Origin of the sequence: Bacillus sp. 7705b, assembly GCF_002289525.1 — a bacterium.
In the GTDB taxonomy this organism is placed as follows: Bacteria; Bacillota; Bacilli; order Bacillales; family Bacillaceae; genus Bacillus; species Bacillus halotolerans.
In genome coordinates this window covers 227,280-249,336 of the sequence record NZ_NSDH01000003.1, presented here as the reverse complement: position 1 = coordinate 249,336, position 22,057 = coordinate 227,280, and the positions used below count along the sequence as shown (strand labels likewise).

Below are 22,057 nucleotides of genomic sequence, written 5' to 3'. Positions count from 1 at the left end.
TCCTTATTCGGAAATCTTTCTTTCCGTCTCTTTTATTTCATCAACACTAACGTAGTAGCCATTGTCGTATTCGAATGAACGCAGAACCATGCAGAGCAGGACTCCGATCAATCCGACTACGCCCATCCAGTACCATTCAAAGACAAGTCCAAAGCCGGCGATACCGAAGGCAACAGACATAAAGAACGGTCTGCCTGAGTTGCTTGGCATATGGATTTTCTTGAATTTGCTTTCAGGGTATAATTCAGTTTTTTCTTCTTTCATATGCAGGAATGCATCTTGAGATTTGACTTCAGGAAGCACCGCAAAGTTGTAGTGCGGCGGAATCGCAGATGAAGTCGCCCAATCAAGCGTACGTCCCACACCCCATGAATCTCCGCTGATTTCACGAGTAGAGTAACGGAAGCTGTAGTAGATGTTATAGCAAAGGATTAAGAATCCTACACCCATCATGAAAGCTCCGACTGTTGAGATAAAGTTCAATGTTGTCCAGCCGTCATTCGGTCCGTATGTGTAAATACGGCGAGGCATGCCTTGAAGCCCCAAGAAATATTGCGGGAAGAAACAAATATTGAACCCGATCATAAAGATCCAGAAGAACCATTTTCCGATTTTTTCGTTCAGTTTGTGGCCGAACATTTTTGGATACCAGAAAATAAATCCTGCGAAACAAGCAAATACAGTACCCGCGATCAGCACGTAGTGGAAGTGAGATACCAGGAAGTACGTATTATGGTATTGATAATCCGCTGCTGCCATCGCAAGCATAACCCCTGTAACCCCGCCGATAACGAAGTTAGGAATGAACGCAAGCGCCCACAGCATAGGCGTTGTAAAGCTGATTCGGCCTTTATACATTGTAAAGAGCCAGTTAAAGATTTTAACCCCGGTCGGAATCGAGATTGCCATTGTCGTAATTGAGAAGAATGAGTTAACGGACGCACTGTTCCCCATTGTGAAGAAGTGGTGAGTCCAAACTAAGAAACTCAATACGGAGATGGCGATAATAGAACCGACCATCGCTTTGTAACCAAACAATTGTTTTCTTGCAAAGCTTGAGATAATTTCTGAGAAAATACCGAACGCCGGAAGAATAACGATATATACTTCAGGATGTCCCCAAATCCAGAACAGGTTGGCCCAAAGCATCGGCATACCGCCTGCTTCCAGTGTGAAAAAGTGAGCGCCGAACAAACGATCAAATGATAATAGTGCTAAAGCTACTGTAAGCACAGGGAAAGCAAACACGATAATAACCATTGTGATCAGTGTTGTCCATGTGAACATTGGCATACGCATCAGTGTCATGCCTTTTGTTCTCATTTTTAAGATTGTGACCATAAAGTTGATCCCTGTCATCAGGGTACCGATACCGGCAATCTGAAGTCCGAGGAGGTAGTAGTTCTCACCCGGCCCAGGGCTCATGTCGTTACTTGCAAGCGGCATATAACTTGTCCAGCCTGCGTTCGGAGAACCTCCGATAACGAAAGAAATATTGAAAAGCATAGCTCCTACGAAGAACGTCCAGAAGCTCAGGTTGTTCAAGTAAGGAAATGCAACGTCGCGAGCACCGATTTGAAGAGGTACAACAACGTTAATAAGACCGATTAAAAACGGCATCGCCATGAAGATAATCATGATCGTACCGTGAGTCGTAAAAATTTCATTATAGTGGTTTGAGTCTAAAAAACTGTTATTCGGAAGCGCTAGCTGGGCACGCATCATCAAACCGTCGACACCGCCGCGGAATAACATAATTACAGCAGAGATAATATACATGATTCCGAGTTTTTTGTGGTCAACAGTTGTTATCCATTCAGACCAGAGCCATTTCCATTTCTTGAAGTAGGTAAGTACAACAATGATGGCGATGGTAGATAGTGCAATGGAAACTTGTGCGCCCAGAATTAATGGGTCACCTGTTACAAAAAATTCATCCCATTTAAATTTCATGCGGGCTTCCTCCTTTCCTGATCAATATCATTCTTCTGTATCATCAGACTTCTTAAATTCATTTTCCTTTACGTTTTCAAACGGATCTGTTTTAGAGTGCGGTGAAACGGCTTGATAGCCAAGGCGTTTGCGGGCCTCCATCGCGTATTCTGCGTCTTGTCCGTGATCAACGTATTTTAAGTGAGTAGAAGAGAACGTTAATTCGTCCACATTTTCAGGAAGCATCAATTGATCATACTTCTCTTTTGTCAGCTTAGGAGCCTCATTTTGAGTCTTTTTCACCCAGCTGTTAAAGTCTTTTTCTGTTACAGCATTCACATCAAACTCTTGGTCGGCAAAATGTTCACCTGTGAAGTTCGCGTTGCGGCCCTCATAAGTTCCCACTTCATCAGCCTGTAAGTATTGATCCATCAGCATTCCTGCCATCGCGTATTTTTGTCCTCCAAGCTGAGGAATCCATAGCGATGCCATTGAATCTGCAGATGAGATTTTAAACAAGATCGGGCGGTCGACAGGAATGTTTAAGTAGTTGACCGTTTCAATATCCTGTTCAGGGTAGCTGAATACCCATTTCCAGTCTACCGAAGTAGCGTAAACAACAAGAGGCTCTTTATCCTTTGTTGCTTCAGGAGCTTTTTCTAACGAATATATCGTCTGTACGGTTGGCACAGAAAGTGCGATGACGATTAAAATTGGGATCACTGTCCAGACTACTTCTAAGAACGTGTTACCGTGAATTTCTGGGTTATAAGATCCATTATCTTTGCCTTTACGGTCGCGGTATTTTACTAAAATAATGGTAAATAGAACAAAGACGACCCCGACAATAAACAGCATAAATCCGATAGATAACAGGATTAAATCACTTTGCTGATCAGCCACAGGCCCTTTCGGATCTAGTACTGAGGCATTGCTGCATCCCCCAAGGACGAAAACCACAGTTAACAGCGCTAATACAAGTAACGGTTTTATTGCTCTGAACAAGAAGATCACCATCCTTCCTATTGATGTAATAAATCTGAAGTGCATACTTCCTCAAAATCTTTTCTCTACTTTGTTATGCTATCAAAAACTTCACTTATTAGCTTTATTTTTTTATAAACTTCAGCCCATTTTCGCTTAAATGTCATAAAATCGACAAAAATTGCTCCAACTTTATTCATATCTATCGCTTAAGATGAAAAGTTTCTAGTTATTTCCGCATATAAGTAAAGAAAGATGATGAAGAACTAATTCTACTGACAAATAAAGGTTTACCACATTAAAAAACCAAGGTCAATCAAAAATTTCATTTTGTTAAACATTCTACAAGGGAATTAATTTTTCCTTGCCTAGCACCTTTTCACACGATTACCATTTTAACGCAACCAATATTGAAAGAAAAGGCTGAATAGAGCGGCGATATGCTCTGAACTGATCCCGCTTTTTTATTAGCACATTCAATTGTTTATCTTATACAAAAAGGAGGAATGATATAAGCAAATAAATTTAAAATAGGATGTGTTGCATGATGAGTTTCATAATTTCACTTATCGTCGCTATTATTATCGGATGGGTTGGCAGCCTGTTTGTAAAAGGAGATATGCCCGGAGGAATTATCGGGTCGATGATCGCAGGTCTTATCGGTGCCTGGATCGGCCACGGGCTGCTTGGAACATGGGGACCGCACCTTGCCGGATTTGCCATTATCCCGGCGATTATCGGTTCAGCCATTGTTGTATTTCTAGTAAGCCTCTTAGCAAGAAAAAGAGGATAAGAGCAAAAGAGCCCAAAGCGTCACGTTTTGGGCTCTTTTTTCAATAGTAAAAAGCCTCTCCCTTAACGGTTGAGGCTTTTTACTTGTTTGACGCCTAAACAATGGATAAACCTTTTGAAGGCCTGTTTTCCTTCGGGTGTCTGTTTAAATACGCCGGCATGTTCAAGAATGCGTGCGAATACATGGCCAAGCTCTTCTTTTATAACCTGTTCCGCATTCCCTTTTGTTATGGTTCTTCTTTCCATCAGACGAAGAGCCCAATCCTTATGTTTAGCCGTCAGCTCATTTTCTTCTAATGCTGTTTTCGGATCAGCAGAGCACAGGGACGCTGCCGTTGCTTTCATTTCTTCCTGTAAACGGCCCGGCAAAATCGCTAAGCCCATAACCTCAATCAGGCCGATATTTTCTTTTTTAATATGATGAACCTCCTGATGAGGATGGAAGATTCCTAATGGATGCTCCTCATCCGTCCGATTGTTTCTCAGCACGATGTCGAGTTCATATGAGCCTCCCCTGCGTCTTGCAATCGGTGTGACCGTATTATGTGGCGTATCACCTGTGAAGGCGGCTATGCCGGCTTTTTCATCTGAATATTGCTGCCATGCACGGAATATATGGTCCGCTGCGTCAGCGACAATATGCGGATCGTCTCCCTGAAGCCTGAGCACAGACATCGGCCATTTCACTAAGCCCAGTGACAAGCCGGGATAACTGGTCAATTCATATCTGTCCGTCATTTCGGCACGCGCCATTGGAAAATCGTGCGCCCCGCCTTGAAAATGGTCGTGGCTTAGAATGCTGCCTCCGACAATCGGCAGGTCTGCGTTTGATCCGATAAAATAATGCGGATATTGCCCGAGGAATGAGAGCAGTCTTTCAAACGTCTTTTTGCTGATCTCCATCGGTTCATGCTCACCCTTTAAAACGATGCAATGCTCCGGATAATACACGTATGGCGAGAACTGCAAATACCATTGCTCGTCTCTGAGAATAACAGGAATAATTCTGTGATTCTGCCGGGCTGGATGGTTCACACTTCCCTCAAAGCCGACATTTTCCTTACAAAGCACACACGGCGGATAATCCGTCTGCGTCTGTTCTTTGGCAGCCGCAATCGCCTTCGGGTCCTTTTCAGGCTTTGACAGGTTAATTGTCATTTCCAGCTCGCCATATTCGGTCGGCACCGTCCAATGAACGTTTTTGGCGATTCTGTCAGACCTGATATAATAGACATCCTCTGCATACTGATAAAACTCTTTTGTCGCCTGTTTCGGTCCGTATAACGCCTTTGTCTCTTCAAACTTGCGGATGACCTCAGACGGAGGCGGGACAAAACAGCCCATCAGCTTTGCACTGAGCAAATCTCGATAGGTGTCTGTATTTGCTTCTATACGGCCGGTTTCTGCCGCCCACTTGTAAATGGGAGAAAGCAAGTCAGGAAGACGCTTGCTCTGCTTAATGAGTGTGCTTGAGACCGGCTGGGGATGTTTGATGTCCAGCGCTTCATAAAGTCGGTTTCTCGTGTATTCCTGATCCCAAATCGATATCAGTTTTCGTTCCAGCCCATACTCGATCAGCTGTTCCAGATGTTCAAAAATGCTCATGTGTCACTCCCCCTTTAGTTCTCTCGCTCCTTCACCAATATCAGCGACATAAAAATCCGCTTTGAGTCCTGTTTTTTCTTGATATTTGTCTCCAACCTTTTGGATAAAGTCATCAACAAAATCATCCTTTACAATACTGATCGTGCAGCCGCCGAAACCCGCTCCCGTCATTCTTGAGCCGATCACTCCTTCTTGCTCCCACGCTGCAAATACGAGCTCATCGAGTTCCGGGCATGTCACCTCGTAATCATCCTTCAATGAAAGGTGGGATTCCTTCATTAACCGCCCGATTTCCTGAATATTGTTTTCTTTAAACATGTCGGCGGTCTTGATGGCGCGGTGGTTTTCATATACGGCGTGCTTTGCGCGGCGTCTGTTCGTTTCATTTTGGATCAGGCCAGAGTGGGCGTCGAAGTCAGAAGGCTTGATGTCGCCAAGTGATGTAATGTCGAGCTCCTTTTGCAGATCCAGCAACGCGTCACTGCACTCTTGGCGTCTCGCATTATAGCTTGAGTCCGCCAATGTCCTTTTTTTGTTCGTGTTCGCAATAACCAGCGCAAGCCCGGAGACATCGAGTTTGCTATATTCATAGTCCAGCGTATCGCAGTTCAGAAGCATCGCATGATGTTCTTTCCCCATTCCGATTGCGAATTGATCCATAATTCCGCAATTGACACCGATAAATGTGTTTTCCGCATGCTGCGCCATTTTGACAAGCTCCAGCGCATCGAGTTGAGGATGAAAATAGCTTTGGAGCACGACCGCCATCAGCAGCTCAATGGAAGCGGAAGATGAAAGCCCTGCCCCGTTTGGAATATTCCCTGAAAACACGATGTCAAAGCCATGCGGAATCGAATAACCCCTTTGCTGAAATTCATATATGACGCCTTTCGGATAATTGGCCCAGTCATCTTCTTTTTGATAACGGATGCCGTCAAGATTGCATTCCTTTATGCCGGCTTCCTGAAAGTTGTCCGAATACAATCTGACCAGCCCGTCTTTTCTTTCTGCAACAGCAGCATATGTACCCATGGTCAGCGCGCACGGAAACACGTGCCCGCCGTTATAATCCGTATGTTCTCCAATCAGATTCACTCTTCCCGGTGCGAAAAAAAACCGTAATCCCTCTTTCTCTCCGAATACACTTGCAAATATCCCCTTCAATTCTTCCCGCATGTGCATCACCTTTCATGGTTTTTATTTTTTGTTTCCCGGTCTTTCTGTAACGAAAACGGAAGATCATATGCTGCCGCCCTTGTCATACCCCTTCTTCTTTTGTCTTTTTAAAGACGAGCCATTTGCTTGCGACATAGTTGACGACAACAATCACCGCATTGTCGAGTATTTTGGCCAGCGTTTCATTTGTATGGAACTGTCCGACAAGGATGATCATCATGCCAAGGTCTATGCCGAGAGACAGCACCCGAACGCTGAAAAAGGCAGTGAGCTCTTTCAGCAGGCTTTGCAGGTCATCTGTCTTCTGCTGAAACACATATACTTTATTTGTGATGTAAGCAAACAGAACAGACAAAATCCAAGCGGCTACTGTAGCAGCTTTATAATCCACATTCATGATCTCTACCAATATATAAAAGCTGGCGATATTCACGATTGTCGTGAAAACCCCCATAATGATATACATAATCATTTCTCTATACTTCACTGATGTTCCTCGCTTTCTGAAAAACTTTTCAAATTTCTTAGCTTTGCGTATTCGCGGTTAAAAGTAACAAAAACGGAAAGCGCGTCAAAAAAGCTGCGGAATGTGGCCGGATGGCCCAATACACGCGATTGTTTGATGATTCCGTCAAGCACCGCACATATTATTTTAGCCGTATATACAGGATCAATACTGTCGTCAACCAGCTTTCTCTCCTTCAGCCAATGAATATATGACGTATTTTCTTCCACCCACAATTCGTATAGCCCTACATAAGCCTTGCATTTTTGGACAGCTTTAAAGGTCGGCATATTCATTGCAAACGAGGTGATGTCCCATGATGGTTTATTTTTGTAGTAAGAAAACAGCAGCTCTGCGGCATGTTTTGCAGCCTCATGCAGCGTCAGCGGTTTCGCAGATGTCCGCTCGATTTCATCCAGGTAGCCGATGATAATCTGTTTTTTCATTTGATGATTTTCGAAGATATGCTGCAGGAAGTCTTCCATGTTGTCAAAATGAACATAAAATGCGCCTTTACTGTACCCGGCAGCTCTGCTGATTTCTTCTACAGACACAGGGTCATACGCTCGGTCAATCAATAGATTCAAGCCAGCCTCTATAAATTTTTCAAATGTTTGCTCTCTTTTAATTTGAAATTTGTTTTTTTTCATATTTTTCTCCAGCCGGTATGATTACCCTTATCTTACACCGGATCAATCTTTTGCGGTATTTATTTCTTTCCAGAGGTATGCTATTCGGTTGTTAAGGGGTCATATTTAATAGGCAATAGGATTTATTTTCATTTACATACTATCCAGTCAGTATTTAATTGTTTATTATTATAAATAAGGTCCATTGGTTATATTAGTCATTTTTTTAGGGAATAGGTAGGTGATTTTTCCTTCAGTTTGTGAACACCGAGCAACTATGTGTGAAATTTGTTGTACTCGCCTCATCATCGCACCGGCTTGCCTTTTATTGCCAGGATGTTGCAGGAAAACATTTTATACAATTGGAGGTTACTATGAAAACTCAAGTTAAAAAAGATTTGGACAAAGATTGGCATTTGTTGATTCAAGAAGCTAGATCCATTGGGTTAGGCATTCATGATGTGAGGCAGTTTTTAGAATCTGAAACAGCGATGAGGAAAACCAATCACAAAAAAACCGTCCGCCAAGACTAATCCGGACAGGCGGATCTTTTACCTCTGGCTTTTCTATCATCTGATCTGAGTTTTCACCATTTCCTCTATTCGATAGCTTATATACTGCGCCGATTTTGAGGACAAACGGTGTTTCAGCCTAAAATATGACAGACAGCTGGTGATGCGGTCACCTCTTGGCACATGCATTGTCATAAAGAGGTGATGCGAACATGAAACCGGACTTTAGAAAAAGAGCAGCTTTGCAAGGCTGCATTTGGTGAGGTTTTGAAAGCAAACTTGTTAATATACAGCAGCTGGAAAACCTTCGCCCGTTTTATACCCCCGCGTTCTTATCTTCACGTTTCCTGCTTTTTTCGTCCACTTTATGATCCTGAAGAATAAATCAGACTTTCTGTACATACCTATTGGTGTACCTTTATGCTTATTTTTCAGCAGAATAAAAGGAGGAAAGCCATGTACAGATCGCAAGCTGATTACCAAAAGATTGCTGGGTCTCCATCTTTTCAAGCCTTTTTGAAGCAGAAACGGGCCTTTATTGTTCCAACTGCGATTTTCTTTTTTGTCTTTTATTTTTCACTCCCTGTTTTAACGTCTTATTTCACCTTTTTGAATACTCCGGCAGTTGGTGCTGTTTCATGGGCTTGGCTGTTTGCTATCGCTCAATTCGCTATGACGTGGACACTCTGTACGGTGTATTCCCGAAAGGCAGCTCGTTACGACCAATTTGTAAACGCTTTAAAAGAAGAGCTGAAGGGTGAACAGACATGAACCTGACAGCGTTTCTGTTATTTGTAGCGATTGTCGGACTGACGCTTGTGATTACGTATTTTGCAGCGAAACAAACGAAAACGACGAGTGAGTTTTATACGGCCGGCGGCGGGCTCACCGGTGTTCAGAATGGACTGGCAATTGCCGGCGACTACATGTCTGCCGCGTCGTTCCTCGGCATTGCCGGAATGATTGCGTTATATGGGTTCGACGGATTTTTTTACAGCATCGGTTTTCTTGTCGCTTATCTCGTTGTCCTCTATATCGTGGCGGAGCCGCTTCGGAATCTCGGAAAGTATACGATGGCGGACATGATTGCGGCGCGTTTTAAAGAAAAGAAGATCCGCGGTGTCGCCGCTCTCAATACCATCGCCATCTCTACCTTTTATATGATCGCTCAGCTCGTGGGGGCAGGGGCGCTGATTAAACTGCTGCTTGGGCTCGATTATACCGCGGCCGTTCTGATTGTCGGAGTGCTCATGACCATTTATGTCGTGTTCGGCGGAATGATCGCGACGAGCTGGGTTCAGATTATCAAAGCCGTTTTGCTGATGGCCGGCACCCTCGTCATCTCCATCATCGTTTTTTCTAAATTTGGTTTTAACCTTAATACAATGTTTGAGCAAATGAAAACCGCTACCCCGCTTGGCGCTGATTTTTTAAATCCAGGGAACAAATACAAGGTCCCGCTTGAAACCCTGTCGCTGAATTTGGCACTTGTGCTGGGGACCGCCGGCCTTCCGCATATCTTAATTCGCTTTTATACAGTTAAGGATGCCAAAACTGCCCGGGCATCAGTCGTTTCAGCAACATGGATCATCGGTGTGTTTTACATTATGACGGTATTTCTCGGATTTGGCGCGGCCGCGTTTGTCGGTTTTGACGCGATTACAGCGGCCGATCCAGCAGGAAACATGGCGGCGCCCCTTCTGGCAAAAGCACTCGGGGGAGATTTCCTGTTCGCGTTTGTATCAGCCATCGCCTTTGCCACGATTTTGGCAGTGGTGACAGGCTTGGTGCTGTCTGCCGCTTCTGCGTTTGCCCATGATATCTACAGCCAGATTATCAGAAAAGGAGAAGCAACTGAGAAAGAACAGATGAAAGCGGCTAGATGGGCATCTGTCGCCGTGTCAGTGCTGTCTATCATTCTTGCGATTTTTGCTCAATCCTTAAATGTCGCCTTTCTTGTCGCATTGGCATTTGCCGTTGCCGCCAGCGCAAACCTTCCGCTGATTGTGTTTACTGTGTTTTGGAAAAGATTCAATGCCTCAGGCGCATTATGGGGCAGCCTGACTGGGCTGATCAGTGCTCTTGTCCTCGTGTCGATGAGCCCGAGTGTGTGGGACCCGGCCGGAGGTGCTATTTTTGTAGGCGAGCCGCTCATCCCGCTGTCTAATCCGGGCATCATTTCGATTCCGCTCGGTTTCCTCGGTGCGTGGCTTGGAACGCTTCTGTCTTCTGATAAAACGGCTAGTGAAGATACATTTGCGGAAATTCAGGTGAAGGCGCATACGGGAATTCATATGGATCAGGATTAAAAAAAGCTCTCTAAACAGATTTTTGTTTAGAGAGCTTTCTTAGGTTACGTTTTCTGTTGTTCCTGAGAAATCGCGTTTTCAAATACTTCCTTGCCGGCTGCTCCCGGAATCACGGTGTCGCCGATGACAAAGGTTGGTACGGCTGTAATGTCAGCTTCTTCATAGGCGTGCTTCAGAGCTTGCCGCTGCACGTCCTGATATGTTCTTGCTTCCAGCGCAGCTTTGAATAATGCTCCGTCTAAGCCAACTTCCTCCGCCAGCTTCGTCAAGATATCAATCTCCCCGATGTTTTGGCCCTCTTGGAAAAATGCTGCAAATACACGGGTATTGTACTCATGTCCTTTGTTGTATTCTTTGGCAAAGTGAAAGCCTTCAAAAGCCAAGTCTGTATATGGGTGAGGCGAGACGTTTGGAAATTTGATATCGACTCCCAATTTCTCCGCCATCGGTCTGATCGAGGTTTGCCACATATACTTCTTGGAAGGGTCGTTTACAGGATCAAGCTGCGGTGAAGGACTTGGACGCAATTCAAACGGCATCCACTCGACTTCAACATCCTTTCCTTTTATCGCCTCTTCAAAAGCGGCTTTTCCAATGAAACAAAATGGGCACACGTAATCTGAATAAACTTTAATCTGTACGGTCATGATTGTCTCCTTTCGTATAGGTTGATTTTAAACTGTAACAATAAAAGTTACAACTGTTTTTTTTAAAAAGAAGCCTGCATGGCTTCTCTTTACGATTCAAGCAACCGCTGAGCAATATATTCTCCTTTTTTGCACCCGCCGGGGATTGCATATAAAGCAGAACCAATCGTTTGCGTATATTCATTTAACGCATCCTTTGCCGAAAGTGCCTTCAGCATGGGGATGAACTGATTGTCGGGATTTTTTTGAAAGCTGATAAACAGGAGACCTGCATCCATATAGCCGGTTTTTGAGTCAATGCCTTCTGTATAAGAAAAGGCTCTTCGCAAAATCTGTTTCCCCGTAGATTTCGCAAGACTGACGTGCGAATTTGACGGGATTTGATTCAGCTTGACAGGGTCTGTTTCTTTTTTTTGGCCAAAAGGTGCCCCTGAGCTTTTTCTGCGGCCGAAAGTATCCTCTTGATCTTTCAGGGAAGAGCGGTCCCAAATTTCAAGGAACATTTTGATTTTCCGAAAAGCCATATAAGTTCCGCCGGTCATCCAGTCAGGCTCGCCGGACTGAATCCACACGATCGAATTCATCAAGGTGTCATCCTTGGTGCTTTGGTTTCCTGTTCCATCTTTAAACCCAAATAGATTGCGCGGCGTTTCTCCTTTTTTGCCTCCGCTTAAAAAGCCTTTGTTTATCAGGCGGACTTCACAGGTGCCCACCGCTTGATTCAATAGGTTTCGCAGCGCGTGAAACGCCACCTGTTCATCATCTGCGCATACTTGGATGCAGATGTCTCCGCCTCCCTGCTTCGCATCGAGATTGTCATTCGGCATAGCCGGAAGGGCAGCAAGGTGTTTCGGTTTCTTGCTTTTCAGTCCGAAACGATCCTTCCCATCTTTTTCGAAAAAGTCAGGCCCGAAGCCAAATGTAACCGTTAAGTTGGAAGGCGGTAAATCAGCCGATTCACCTGTATCCTGCGGCGGCAGGTATTGATTTTTCTGTTCGCTCGACATTTTTTTGCCTGACGTCAGCATGTGTGTCAGGCTGGTCCAGTTTCTGAATAACGTGATGATATCGCTTTTCTCCTTCGCCGTCACATCAAGCGCGGCAAAATACACGTACGTCTGATGGGCAGTGGTGATTCCGGCCTGATGCTTTCCGTAAAATGGAACAACCTGGTCATCCTCTTTTTCGTCCTTCTTCGATGACTTAGCCGCGGTCTGAACAAGCGGAGCGAGACCGCCGAGGCCGCTGGCGCCAATCGCCACGGCCGCCCCAGCCATCGCTCCCCATTTTAAAATGTCCCGTCTGTGAATTTGTTCTGGCTTTTTTTGTTCATCGCTCATGCTGTTACAAAACTCCTTTTATAGCACATTCGCAATCTTCGACATGGTTTCAGAAAGAGTCGTCAGCTTTGTGCTCAGCTCTCTGATTTGATCTTCACTTAATTTATCATAAGACGTATAGGCTTGATCATTCGTTTTGTATTTTGCCATTAAAACTTCAAATTCGCTGAATTCGGTATCCAGCTTTTCCGTCAGATCAGAGTGGTCTTTTACGAGCGCGCTTTTCACAGTTTGATACACAGCCTCGGAGCCTTCAACATTTGCCATAAGATCGACTAAATCGATTCGTGAGTAGCGCTCCTCTTCACCCGTAATTTTAGAAATACCTGCTTCGTTCAGAAGCTCCATCGCGCCAGCCACAATTTGTTCAGGCGTTAATGTCAATGATTCAATCGAACCGTCAAGCTCTTTCACATCCTTGACAAGCTGGTCAGCCGTTGCCTTTTCCCCGGAAATATGTTTATCCTTCCAAATGGCTTTCTCAAGCTTGTGGAACCCTGTCCATTTGTCCCCTTCTTCTACATCGTTTTCACGGGCATCAATTTTCGGATCAAGATCTCCAAGGCTTTCCGCAATCGGTTCAATTCTCTCGTAATAGACGCGCGCTTTCGCATATAACGTCTTTGATTTTTCAATATCGCCGGCCTTCACGGCAGCTGTAAATGCTTCAGTCGCCTTCACAAGCTGATCGCTCTGCTCTTTGACGTAATCTTTATATTCATCTGCCGCTTTTGCCAGCTGATCGCTTGCCTTTTTGCTGCTCTTCTTCGCTTCTGTCAGCTCTTCTAAGGACGCTTTCAGTGACTCGGATTCTGTCTTAATTTTGTCTGTATCCGGTTTGGCTTTTTGCGCCTCTGTATAGATAGGCTGAAGGTGCTTTTCGATTTCTGTGTATTCGAACGGATAGTCGCTGCGAATATCATTTTCAAAAGAAAGCCAGTAGCTGTTTAATTCTTTCCCCTTCTTTTGAATCTCTTTTTGATCGGCTTTTTCTGCTGATTCATTCAGCTCGGAAATCATGTTCTCCATTTTATCAACGGAAGCTGCGATCTCTTTGCTTACTCCGCTTTTATCAGATGACGCTTTTTCTTTAGTTGACGAAGTGTCATTGGCTCCGCATCCCGCACACAGTGCAAGGATGCATCCGGCTGTTACAGCAATCTTTGTGATATTCATTTTGTCAGTTCCTTTCCGTTTGTATAATGTTTTGCCGCTTCTGAGATAAGCGCAATCAGTAAAAATAGCAAAATCAGCAATTGCGGAATCGTACTGTACACGGACGGATAAATTCCGAGAACGGACACAGACGGCAGCCAGCTTTCTGCGTCAGACGGAAGAATCCCCGCGAGCTGCAGGCTGTGGACGCCTGTTCCGAGAAATTTCACGCACATATACAGGACAACCGCCATTGACAGCAGAAAAAACGGCTTCAATGGAATGCGCATTCCGAGCTTCATCATAAGAACACCGACGATGACGAGAACGACAAGCCCCGCGGCTGTCCCGCCGATCAGCTCAGTGAGAGAGAGCTTTCCAACAAGGCCGATGAAAAAGATGACTGTTTCGAGCCCTTCCCTCACGACTGCCAGAAATGCAATGAGCGCAAAGGACAGCAGGCTTCGTTTTTTCAGTGCCTGTGATTTCTGGATATTGATTTTTTCTCTCCACTTGTCCATCGAGGCGTTTCTATGCAGCCACACCCCGACATACAAAAGCATGACAGCGGACAGCAAGCCGGTGATTCCGCCTAGCAAGAAATTGTTTTCTCCGAATACATTCGAGGAGAACAGGAGGGTGACGCCGATTCCGGCTGCTAAGGAAACGAACATGCCGGCTGACGCGCCTCCCCAGATCCATGCAGAAGAACGGGTGACACGGGCTTTTTTTGTCATGGTCAAAAGCGCCCCGATGACAAGCAGCGCCTCCATCCCTTCTCGAATTGGGATCAATGCCGCGTCCCACCAGCTGTAGCTGCTCGAAGCAATCGGCTCAAGCAATTGAATCATTTCGTCAATTTGCTTTATTACCTGATCGGGATGGCTGTCGATTTCAGCCTTCATGAGTGCCAGATTTTCCTCCGATGTGGTATACGCTTCTTTGGATTGGGATACGACGTCTCCTTCTACGGCCAGCCAAGATGTGATTAAGTTGTCGATAGCGGCTGACGCTTCACCCATCTGTTTTTTTTCTATCAATTGTTTTGTGTCTTTTAAGCTTTGAATATAGGCTGTTAAGGACGCCCTTGATTGACCAGAGAATGCCTTCTTCAGTACGACAGCCTGCTGGTAGGTTTCTAAGTGAGAAGAAAGCTCTTCAAGCTGTGTTTCGAGTTTGTTCGCGTCTTGATTAATGAAAGAAAGAGAAATCATAGCGATATTCGAGTCCATTTTGCTGTGGGATGAAAGGTTTTCCTTCTTAATAGATGGTTCTTCCTTTTTCCACGCCGATTTGAAGGTCTCAAATGTTTGCTGTGCGGAATCTATATCTCCGTCTTGTACAGATTTGATCATTTGCTTGTTTAATTCAAGCAGGGAAGCAATCGGATCATTTTCCGCATGCACCGCCGAACCGAAAAACATCAACAAGCTGAGTAATATAAGTGTCAGCCCCCGAGCCATCATGTTCCTCCTGTAATTGAAAATGATTATCATTGTATATCATAATCATAGCCAGTTCCCGATCTTTGTCAATGAAAATTTGAAGGTCTGAAAACCTTGGCGGAACAGCAAAAAGGCTGCCCTTTACAGGACAGCCTTTTGAAGGCAAGTCGGGTTATCTGCCGGTCTTATATGTGTGAATAACATCGTAAAATTTGCGTGCGGCTTCTTCCGGATCTTCCGTCAGACTGATAGCGCTGATCATACTGACACCATCAGCCCCCGCTTCGATGACGGGAGCGGCATTTTCTATTGTGATGCCGCCGATGCCGACAATTGGGATGCTGATGCCTTGACGTCTCACCGCTTCAATCAGAGACACACCCTGCACAGCTCTTGTATCCTTTTTTGTTTCCGTCGGATAGATCGGACCAAGACCGACATAATCTGCTCCATCCTCCTCGGCTTGCTTCACCTCAGACATCGTATGGGCGGACACGCCAAGGATCATATCGCCAATGGCGTCACGTACTTCTTTTGCTTTCGCATCCTCTTGGCCGATGTGCACACCGTCTGCCTTCAGCTTCAGTGCCAGCTCCACATCATCATTGACAATAAAAGGGACTCCGGCTTCACGGCATGCCGCCTGAACCTTTGCGCCGAAGGCAATCCGCTCCTCTCCTGTCAATGCGCCTTCGCCCTTTTCACGAAACTGGTACAGAGTGGTACCGCCTTTTAATGCGTTTTGCACGACTGTCACAGGATCAGCTTTCGTATTGTTTGAACCCATAATGAAGTAAACAGATAATAGCTTTTTCATCCTTTCCCGAGAAATACGTGTCATGAGACTGTCACCCTTTCTATTGTCGCTAACTCTAATACATCCTGTTCAGAGACAGAAGACAGCTTGTTCAGCAATTCAATCTGAAAACTCCCCGGACCTTTGTCAGCTGTCTGCTGCGCGGCAAGCTGTGCCGCAACACCATATGAGGAAATCGCAGCGATGGCAGCGTATAACGGATTTTTTTCCACTGCACAAAACGCACCGACAACTGAAGTCAGAAGACATCCGGCGCCTGTCACCTTCGTCAGCAGTTTGTGGCCGTTATGAAGAGTGTATACGTTAGATGCGTCGGCAATTACGTCGACTTCCCCAGTAATCGCAATGACCGTGTTCAGTTTTTGCGCCGCCTGTTGAGCCAGACGGATGATGTCGCCTCCGCCTTCACCGGCATCGACTCCTTTGATCATCCAATCCGAAACACCGACGGTATGTGCAATTTCCGCGGCATTTCCCCTGATTGCAGAGAGGCGCACCTCACGAATCATCTCACGTGCCGATTCAGTGCGGAACGGTGTCGCTCCAGCCCCCACGGGATCAAGAATGACGGGTACGCCATGTTCATTCGCTGATTTACCCGCAATGATCATAGCTTCGACGGTTTCCTTGCTTAGCGTTCCGATATTTAAAACGAGCGCACCCGCGATTTTCGCCATGTCGGCGACCTCTTCCTTCGCATAAGCCATTACGGGTGATGCACCGAGGGCGAGCAGGCCGTTCGCTGTAAAATTTGTCACAACATTGTTTGTTATACTGTGCACCAGAGGGCTATGCTTCCGGACGGCTGTTAGACGTTTTGCTGCTGATTGTGCATCCATATTAGCATCATCCTTTACTCTCTCTTTTTTTCGAATCCCATAAATACGATTTCGTATGTTCAAGCCAAGCTCTTGCCGCAAAGGACAAATAGCGGTCCTTTCTCCATATAATCGCAAGATGCCAAGGGATGACCGGATCGACAAGCGGGATGACTTTGACCTTTTCCGGGTCAAGGCCGCGGCATATGCGTTCCGGCAAAAGTCCGATCCCCAGGTTGGCTGACACCATCTCACTGATAAAATCCCATTGTGAGGTTTCGTAAATGATATGGGGTCGGAATCCGGCCTTGATACATTCCATCATAATTCGATTGTGGAGAACAAAATCCTCCCTGAAGAAAATAAAAGGCTCTTCCTTCAAATCCTGTAATCGGCTCTCTTTCTCACCCGCCAGCCGGTGGGAAGGGTGTACGACAAGCATTAATGTTTCTTTTACGATCGTAAATGAATGAAAAATGTCTTCGTTTGCGGGGAGAACAACAACACCGATGTCAAGAGAACCGTCCCCAACGCCTTCTTGGACTTTGATAGAGCCGTCCTCAACAAGCTGAAAGGTCACATTCGGATAATTTTCCCGAAAATCGCCGAGCACTCTCGGGAAAAAACCTGAGCCGATCATCGGCGGCAGTCCGATTCGCACATGCCCCTTCTTGACCTCCATAATATCATTTAACTCGGATGTCAGGTTTTGAAATGATTTAATGATTTCCTGCGCCTGCACATACATGCTATGGCCGGCGTCCGTCAGCTCCACCTGTCTGCCGTTTCGGTAAAAAAGCTCGATCCCAAGCTCTGCTTCTAAATTTTTGATCATTTTCGATATCGTCGGCTGGGAAACATAAAGTGATTGGGACGCCTTCGTAAAACTTTTCAGACGGGCGACCTCCAGAAAGTATGTTAAATGGCGGATATCCATGTACTTCACCTCTTCTATAGACAAAAGGAATACTTATTATGCTTAATATATATTTTACCTATAGCGTAACCTCATGTACAATATGAATATAAGGGAGGCATCAAAATGAAAAAACTGTTGCTTACCGTTATTCAAATCGCTCTGTTATTTATATTCGCTCGGCTGATCAATTGGGTGACAGCCCTTCTTCATATAAATATTCCCGGCAGTATAATTGGGATTGTGATTCTTTTCACATTATTACACTTTAACATCATCAAGCTTGAATGGATAGAGCTTGGCGCGGCGTGGCTTCTTGGGGAGCTGCTTTTATTTTTTATCCCGTCTGCCGTCGGAGTGATTGAATACGGAGACATTATGTCAAAATTCGGTGTCAGCATTTTGCTTGTTGTCATCATCAGCACGTTTGTCGTGATGGTGTCCACAGGAACGCTTACACAAATCATTGCAAAAAGAAAGGAGAAAAAACATACGTGTTCATCGGAATTGTAAGTTTGTTATTAACGGTTTTGGTGTATTTAGGAGCAAAAAAAGTATATTCTCGTTTTCCGCGAGTCTATACGTCGCCGCTATTGGTGACGCCCGCTGTGTTAGTCGGTCTGCTGCTGCTGGTGAATGTCCCGTACGAGACATATAATCTCGGCGGTGAAGTGCTGACCGATATGCTTCAGCCGGCTACCGTGGCATTTGCGATCCCGCTTTATAAATATTTCCCTGTTTTAAAGAAATACGCAGTGGAAATTATTTTAAACGTCGCCCTCGGCTCATGCATCGCGATTATTTCTACAGCTCTTATTGCGAAATGGCTTCACCTCGGAACTGGCTTGATTGACAGCCTCGTTCCAAGATCAGTGACAACGCCGATCGCCATGAACGTATCTGAAATGATCGGCGGAATGCCTGCGGTCACAGCCATATTTGTCATTTTGACTGCATTGTTCGGCACCGTCATCGGCCCGATGGTCATCCGCTATTTCCGCATTGATAACGAAATTGCGCGGGGCGTGCTGCTCGGCACAAGCGCACATGGAGCGGGCACATCTAAAGCATTTGAGCTTAGCTCAGTGTCCGGCACGATTTCCAGCGTGTCAATGATCCTTGCGGCGATTATGACGCTTTGCGCGGCGCCGTTTTTACTTTCATTTATGTAGGAAGAAAAAACTGTCCTGGCAAGGGCAGTTTTTTTGTGTCTCCTTCCATTGAAAAGCTGCAAAATTACAATATAATGTAATTTGTGGATACCAAAGGAGGCACCCCCATGCATAACTTGCAGGTGAAACGGCACTACGCAGCATTAAAAGGATTTTATTTGTTTGCTTTCCTGGGCACAGGCAGTATCATTCCGCTGCTCAGCATGTATTTAACAAAGGAACAGCATTTAAGCGGCTCACAAGTCGGCTTGATTATGTCACTCGGCCCGATTGTGATGATCTTTTTCCAGCCGTTTTGGGGTATGCTGAGTGATTATACGCAAAAAACAAAAAGCCTGCTTGCGGTTTGTACATCAGTAACAGGTGTCATCGGGCTCGGCTACATCGCATTTGACGGCTTTCCCCTATTTATTCTGATTGCGGCCTGTTTTGCAGCCTTTCAGAGCACAATCATTCCATTGTCAGACAGCATTTCTTTACGCTACACACAACAAACAAACGGAAACTACGGCGGAATCCGCCTATTTGGTTCTCTCGGCTTCGGCATTGCGGTGTTTGTCATGGGACAGGTGACGAATCAGCTGTACCCCATTCACGTCATCTTTATCTTTGGCTGTGCCTTTCTGTGCATGGCAGCCATATTGGCCTCACAGATGCCGGGCCAGCAGAAAACAAAAACAAAGATCAATATCCGCAAAGGGTTCCGGGAGCTGGTCAGCAACAAACCTTTCCTCATCTTTATGATCATCACCTTTACGACATTTGCACCAAATTTAGCGAACAATACATACTTCAGTCTGTTTCTCGACAAAAGCGGCGCGTCTCTTTCCGCCATTGGCCTTTTATTTTTTATCGGAGTGATCTCAGAAATTCCGTTTATGAGGTTTGCGCAGAAATTCATAGATAAAATGGGATTGCTCAATGTCATCATACTGTCCGGCGGGGTTTCATTATTCAGATGGACGCTTTACTTCACAGAGCCTTCGTTATGGATCATTTATGCGACGGTATGTCTCCAAGGCGTTTCTATTGGTTTATTTATTCCGGCGGCGCTGCAATACGTCAAAAAGATTACCCCGAGCCACGTGGAGGCGACAGCGCTAACCATGTACGCCGCCATCGGCAACGGATTCGGCAACTGGTTCTGTACGTTTGTTGGCGGATACATTTTTGACTACGTTTCCATTTTCGCAGTCTATCTGCTCTTCGCCATTCTTAGCATAGCAGGCGCAGGGCTGACATTATATTTAATAAAAGCAGAAAAAAATAAGCATTCGCTTCATCAGCCGGCTGTTACTTTTAAACCATAACGACTATAATGAATAAAAAGAAAGGAAGTGTGCTATGAACGGGCAAGAGCGGAGCAGCATTTCTAAAGGATTACAGGTTGATATTGTCTTGAAAGCGGATCAAAAAACAGGAAAACTGACGCGAGGCACAGTGAAGGATATTTTGACGAAATCAAGCTATCACCCGCACGGCATTAAAGTCCGTCTGGAAGATGGCCGTATCGGACGCGTCCAGCAAATCATTTCTACATAAAAAGCTGCCCTGAACCGGGCAGCTTTTTTCTTTTATTTTTTCTGCAGAAAGACAACTTTTAAGTAATTGCCTTCCGGATATGCTGACATCGTTTTAAAGTCCTCCGGCAATGTAAATTCCTCTATAATCGTATAGCGTTCATTTGTTTCTTTGAACGCGGTATCGATAAAGCCTTTGAATTTCTTCATTCCGAAGGCGCTGCTGTTTGTAGAGGCGACAATGATGCCCTTGTCGGCTGTAATGGCGATCGTTTCCTTCAGCAGATTTTTATAATCCTTGGCCGCGCTGAAGGTGCGTTTTTTTGTGCGGGCAAAGGATGGCGGGTCGAGAACAATCAGATCAAAGCGCAGATCCTTTTTCGCCGCATATGAGAAGTATTTAAAAACATCCATCACTTTAATATCGTGCGCCTCGTAATCCAGCTTGTTCACGCTGAATTGCTCGATCGTTTTGGCCAGACTTCGATTTGCCACGTCCACGCTTGTTGTTTTCTCCGCTCCGCCAAGCGCTGCCGCCACTGAGAACGCACCTGTATAAGAAAACGTGTTTAAGACGTTTTTTCCATTGGCATAGCGGTCTCTGATCGCTTTGCGCACATGTCTTTGATCTAAAAAGATGCCTGTCATGGCGCCTTCGTTTAAATCAACCGCGTATTGTATCCCGTTTTCTTGAATGATGATCGGGAACTCGCCTCTTTCTCCCTTCACGAAGTCATCATCCTCGACATACTGTCCAGCCGTATCGAAGCGTTTCTTTTCGTAAATCGCTTTATATTCAATATCCAGTTCATCCAGAGCGGCAATGAGCGTTTCTTTAAAGGTGTAAATGCCTTTGCTGTACCATTGGAGCAGCAGGTATCCGTCATAATAATCAACAGTGACGCCGCCGATGCCGTCGCCCTCACCATTGAAGAGACGGAAAGCCGTTGTATCAGGCGCCGCGAAAAGACTTGCACGCGCTTGTACCGCTTTTGTTAATTTGCTGAGGAAGAATGTTTGGTCGATATGTTCATTTTTATTGCGTGTGAGCGTCCAGCCGACCCCTTTGTTTTGCAGGCCGTAATAGCCCCTTGCGAGAAACTCGCCGCTTTCAGACATGACATCAACGAGGTCGCCTTCTTTGACGTGCCCCGCACTGCCGGTGAGAGCTTCCTTTTCGATGAGCGGATAGCCTTTTTTGATTTTTGCAGCATGTGCTTGCTTTAGGGTGAGTAGCTTCATATATGTTCGTCCTCTTTCTGTTTGCTTTTTCTTATCGTACCACAAAACGCCAAGATGTCTTCATTGACAGAAAGGAAAGGTTTTTCTACGATAGACAAAAAGAGTTTCTAGGAGGAACAGCATGGCAAAACGAATTGACCATACAGGCATTATGGTAAGGGATATTAACGCGTCCATTTCATTTTATGAAGAGGTTCTCGGCATGAAATTGAAGGACCGCATCACTCATACGAACGGTATTATCGAGCTTGCTTTTCTTGGCTTTGAAGATGGTCCGGAAACAGAAATCGAACTGATTCAAGGCTACAGCAGCGAGCTTCCCGCCGAAGGTAAAGTGCATCACATTGCCCTGCTGACTGATGACATCGCGGCCGAATATACAAAAGCGGAAAGAATGAATGCGAAATTTATCGACGAAGAGATCACAACACTTCCAAACGGGTATCGGTATTTTTATATCGAAGGTCCTGACGGCGAGTGGATAGAGTTCTTTCAGCGGTAAGAAAAAAGAACGCACCTCTGTTTAGAGGTACGTTCTTTT

Annotated in this window: 23 protein-coding genes; 9 read left to right on the top strand and 14 right to left on the bottom strand. The window is 45.3% G+C overall.

Annotated elements, in window-relative coordinates; translation table 11 throughout:
• Positions 1-3 precede the first annotated feature (3 nt).
• The gene (gene qoxB, locus CJU60_RS01605; RefSeq protein WP_010332354.1) at positions 4-1,953 is read right to left on the bottom strand and encodes a cytochrome aa3 quinol oxidase subunit I; all 1,950 of its coding nucleotides are present in this window, start codon (positions 1,951-1,953) and stop codon (positions 4-6) included.
• Between the two features lie 27 nt (positions 1,954-1,980).
• Positions 1,981-2,946, bottom strand: coding sequence for a cytochrome aa3 quinol oxidase subunit II (qoxA, locus tag CJU60_RS01600; RefSeq protein WP_081638380.1), 966 nt, complete (start codon positions 2,944-2,946; stop codon positions 1,981-1,983).
• 517 nt (positions 2,947-3,463) lie between these two features.
• Here qoxA and CJU60_RS01595 point away from each other — a divergent pair.
• Complete coding sequence (locus CJU60_RS01595) at positions 3,464-3,709, top strand: GlsB/YeaQ/YmgE family stress response membrane protein (protein ID WP_010332356.1); 246 nt, start codon at positions 3,464-3,466, stop codon at positions 3,707-3,709.
• A 62-nt stretch (positions 3,710-3,771) separates the two neighbouring features.
• Here CJU60_RS01595 and galT read toward each other — a convergent pair whose 3' ends face one another.
• The 4 genes from galT to CJU60_RS01575 form a co-directional block, all read right to left on the bottom strand.
• A complete protein-coding gene (gene galT / locus CJU60_RS01590) occupies positions 3,772-5,313 on the bottom strand; it encodes a UDP-glucose--hexose-1-phosphate uridylyltransferase (RefSeq protein WP_095712736.1) in 1,542 nt (513 codons plus the stop codon).
• Positions 5,314-5,316: 3 nt separating this feature from the next.
• The gene (locus CJU60_RS01585) at positions 5,317-6,489 is read right to left on the bottom strand and encodes a galactokinase (protein WP_095712735.1); all 1,173 of its coding nucleotides are present in this window, start codon (positions 6,487-6,489) and stop codon (positions 5,317-5,319) included.
• An 82-nt stretch (positions 6,490-6,571) separates the two neighbouring features.
• Positions 6,572-6,955 carry a GtrA family protein gene (locus CJU60_RS01580; RefSeq protein WP_024123295.1) on the bottom strand — a complete coding sequence of 128 codons (384 nt, stop codon included), beginning with the start codon at positions 6,953-6,955 and terminating at the stop codon, positions 6,572-6,574.
• Between the two features lie 17 nt (positions 6,956-6,972).
• Positions 6,973-7,644 carry a TetR/AcrR family transcriptional regulator gene (locus tag CJU60_RS01575; RefSeq protein WP_095712734.1) on the bottom strand — a complete coding sequence of 224 codons (672 nt, stop codon included), beginning with the start codon at positions 7,642-7,644 and terminating at the stop codon, positions 6,973-6,975.
• Between the two features lie 353 nt (positions 7,645-7,997).
• On the opposite strand from CJU60_RS01575, the gene slrA reads away from it, so the two are divergent.
• The 3 genes from slrA to CJU60_RS01560 all read left to right on the top strand — a co-directional run bounded on the left by slrA (position 7,998) and on the right by CJU60_RS01560 (position 10,444).
• Positions 7,998-8,156: a transcriptional regulator SlrA gene (gene slrA, locus CJU60_RS01570; protein ID WP_024123297.1), complete on the top strand. Its 159-nt coding sequence runs from the start codon at positions 7,998-8,000 to the stop codon at positions 8,154-8,156.
• A 435-nt stretch (positions 8,157-8,591) separates the two neighbouring features.
• Positions 8,592-8,906, top strand: coding sequence for a DUF485 domain-containing protein (locus CJU60_RS01565; RefSeq protein WP_024123298.1), 315 nt, complete (start codon positions 8,592-8,594; stop codon positions 8,904-8,906).
• Positions 8,903-10,444 (top strand): solute symporter family protein, encoded by a 1,542-nt coding sequence (locus CJU60_RS01560; protein WP_095712733.1) that lies wholly within the window; start codon positions 8,903-8,905, stop codon positions 10,442-10,444. The genes CJU60_RS01565 and CJU60_RS01560 overlap by 4 nt, the downstream gene beginning before the upstream one ends.
• Before the next feature lie 44 nt (positions 10,445-10,488).
• Here CJU60_RS01560 and CJU60_RS01555 read toward each other — a convergent pair whose 3' ends face one another.
• The 7 genes from CJU60_RS01555 to cidR all read right to left on the bottom strand — a co-directional run bounded on the left by CJU60_RS01555 (position 10,489) and on the right by cidR (position 17,603).
• Complete coding sequence (locus CJU60_RS01555; RefSeq protein ID WP_095712732.1) at positions 10,489-11,091, bottom strand: DsbA family oxidoreductase; 603 nt, start codon at positions 11,089-11,091, stop codon at positions 10,489-10,491.
• An 89-nt stretch (positions 11,092-11,180) separates the two neighbouring features.
• Positions 11,181-12,431, bottom strand: coding sequence for an iron uptake transporter deferrochelatase/peroxidase subunit (gene efeB, locus CJU60_RS01550; protein WP_095712731.1), 1,251 nt, complete (start codon positions 12,429-12,431; stop codon positions 11,181-11,183).
• 18 nt (positions 12,432-12,449) lie between these two features.
• Positions 12,450-13,607, bottom strand: a complete 1,158-nt coding sequence (efeO, locus tag CJU60_RS01545; RefSeq protein WP_095712730.1) for an iron uptake system protein EfeO — start codon at positions 13,605-13,607, stop codon at positions 12,450-12,452.
• Positions 13,604-15,049: an FTR1 family protein gene (locus tag CJU60_RS01540; protein ID WP_095712729.1), complete on the bottom strand. Its 1,446-nt coding sequence runs from the start codon at positions 15,047-15,049 to the stop codon at positions 13,604-13,606. The genes efeO and CJU60_RS01540 overlap by 4 nt, the downstream gene beginning before the upstream one ends.
• Before the next feature lie 154 nt (positions 15,050-15,203).
• Positions 15,204-15,872: a thiamine phosphate synthase gene (gene thiE / locus CJU60_RS01535; protein ID WP_095712728.1), complete on the bottom strand. Its 669-nt coding sequence runs from the start codon at positions 15,870-15,872 to the stop codon at positions 15,204-15,206.
• Positions 15,869-16,687, bottom strand: a complete 819-nt coding sequence (gene thiM / locus CJU60_RS01530; protein ID WP_024123305.1) for a hydroxyethylthiazole kinase — start codon at positions 16,685-16,687, stop codon at positions 15,869-15,871. The genes thiE and thiM overlap by 4 nt, the downstream gene beginning before the upstream one ends.
• Positions 16,688-16,694: 7 nt before the next feature.
• Positions 16,695-17,603 carry a cidABC operon transcriptional activator CidR gene (cidR, locus tag CJU60_RS01525; RefSeq protein WP_095712727.1) on the bottom strand — a complete coding sequence of 303 codons (909 nt, stop codon included), beginning with the start codon at positions 17,601-17,603 and terminating at the stop codon, positions 16,695-16,697.
• A 105-nt stretch (positions 17,604-17,708) separates the two neighbouring features.
• On the opposite strand from cidR, the gene CJU60_RS01520 reads away from it, so the two are divergent.
• The 4 genes from CJU60_RS01520 (at position 17,709) to CJU60_RS01505 (ending at position 20,296) form a co-directional block, all read left to right on the top strand.
• On the top strand, positions 17,709-18,095 hold the full coding sequence (locus CJU60_RS01520) for a CidA/LrgA family holin-like protein (protein ID WP_015714922.1): 387 nt from the start codon (positions 17,709-17,711) through the stop codon (positions 18,093-18,095).
• The gene (locus CJU60_RS01515; protein WP_044159947.1) at positions 18,077-18,754 is read left to right on the top strand and encodes a CidB/LrgB family autolysis modulator; all 678 of its coding nucleotides are present in this window, start codon (positions 18,077-18,079) and stop codon (positions 18,752-18,754) included. The genes CJU60_RS01520 and CJU60_RS01515 overlap by 19 nt, the downstream gene beginning before the upstream one ends.
• A gap of 107 nt (positions 18,755-18,861) precedes the next feature.
• Entirely contained in the window at positions 18,862-20,064 is a 1,203-nt protein-coding gene (locus CJU60_RS01510; protein WP_095712726.1) for an MFS transporter, read from the top strand.
• 34 nt (positions 20,065-20,098) lie between these two features.
• Entirely contained in the window at positions 20,099-20,296 is a 198-nt protein-coding gene (locus tag CJU60_RS01505; RefSeq protein WP_010332373.1) for a YwbE family protein, read from the top strand.
• A 32-nt stretch (positions 20,297-20,328) separates the two neighbouring features.
• Here the strand turns inward: CJU60_RS01505 and CJU60_RS01500 are convergent, their stop codons facing one another.
• Complete coding sequence (locus tag CJU60_RS01500; protein WP_095712725.1) at positions 20,329-21,516, bottom strand: class I SAM-dependent rRNA methyltransferase; 1,188 nt, start codon at positions 21,514-21,516, stop codon at positions 20,329-20,331.
• A 121-nt stretch (positions 21,517-21,637) separates the two neighbouring features.
• Here CJU60_RS01500 and glxA point away from each other — a divergent pair, with 121 nt between their 5' ends.
• Positions 21,638-22,018 carry a glyoxalase GlxA gene (gene glxA, locus CJU60_RS01495; protein WP_010332375.1) on the top strand — a complete coding sequence of 127 codons (381 nt, stop codon included), beginning with the start codon at positions 21,638-21,640 and terminating at the stop codon, positions 22,016-22,018.
• Positions 22,019-22,057 lie beyond the last annotated feature (39 nt).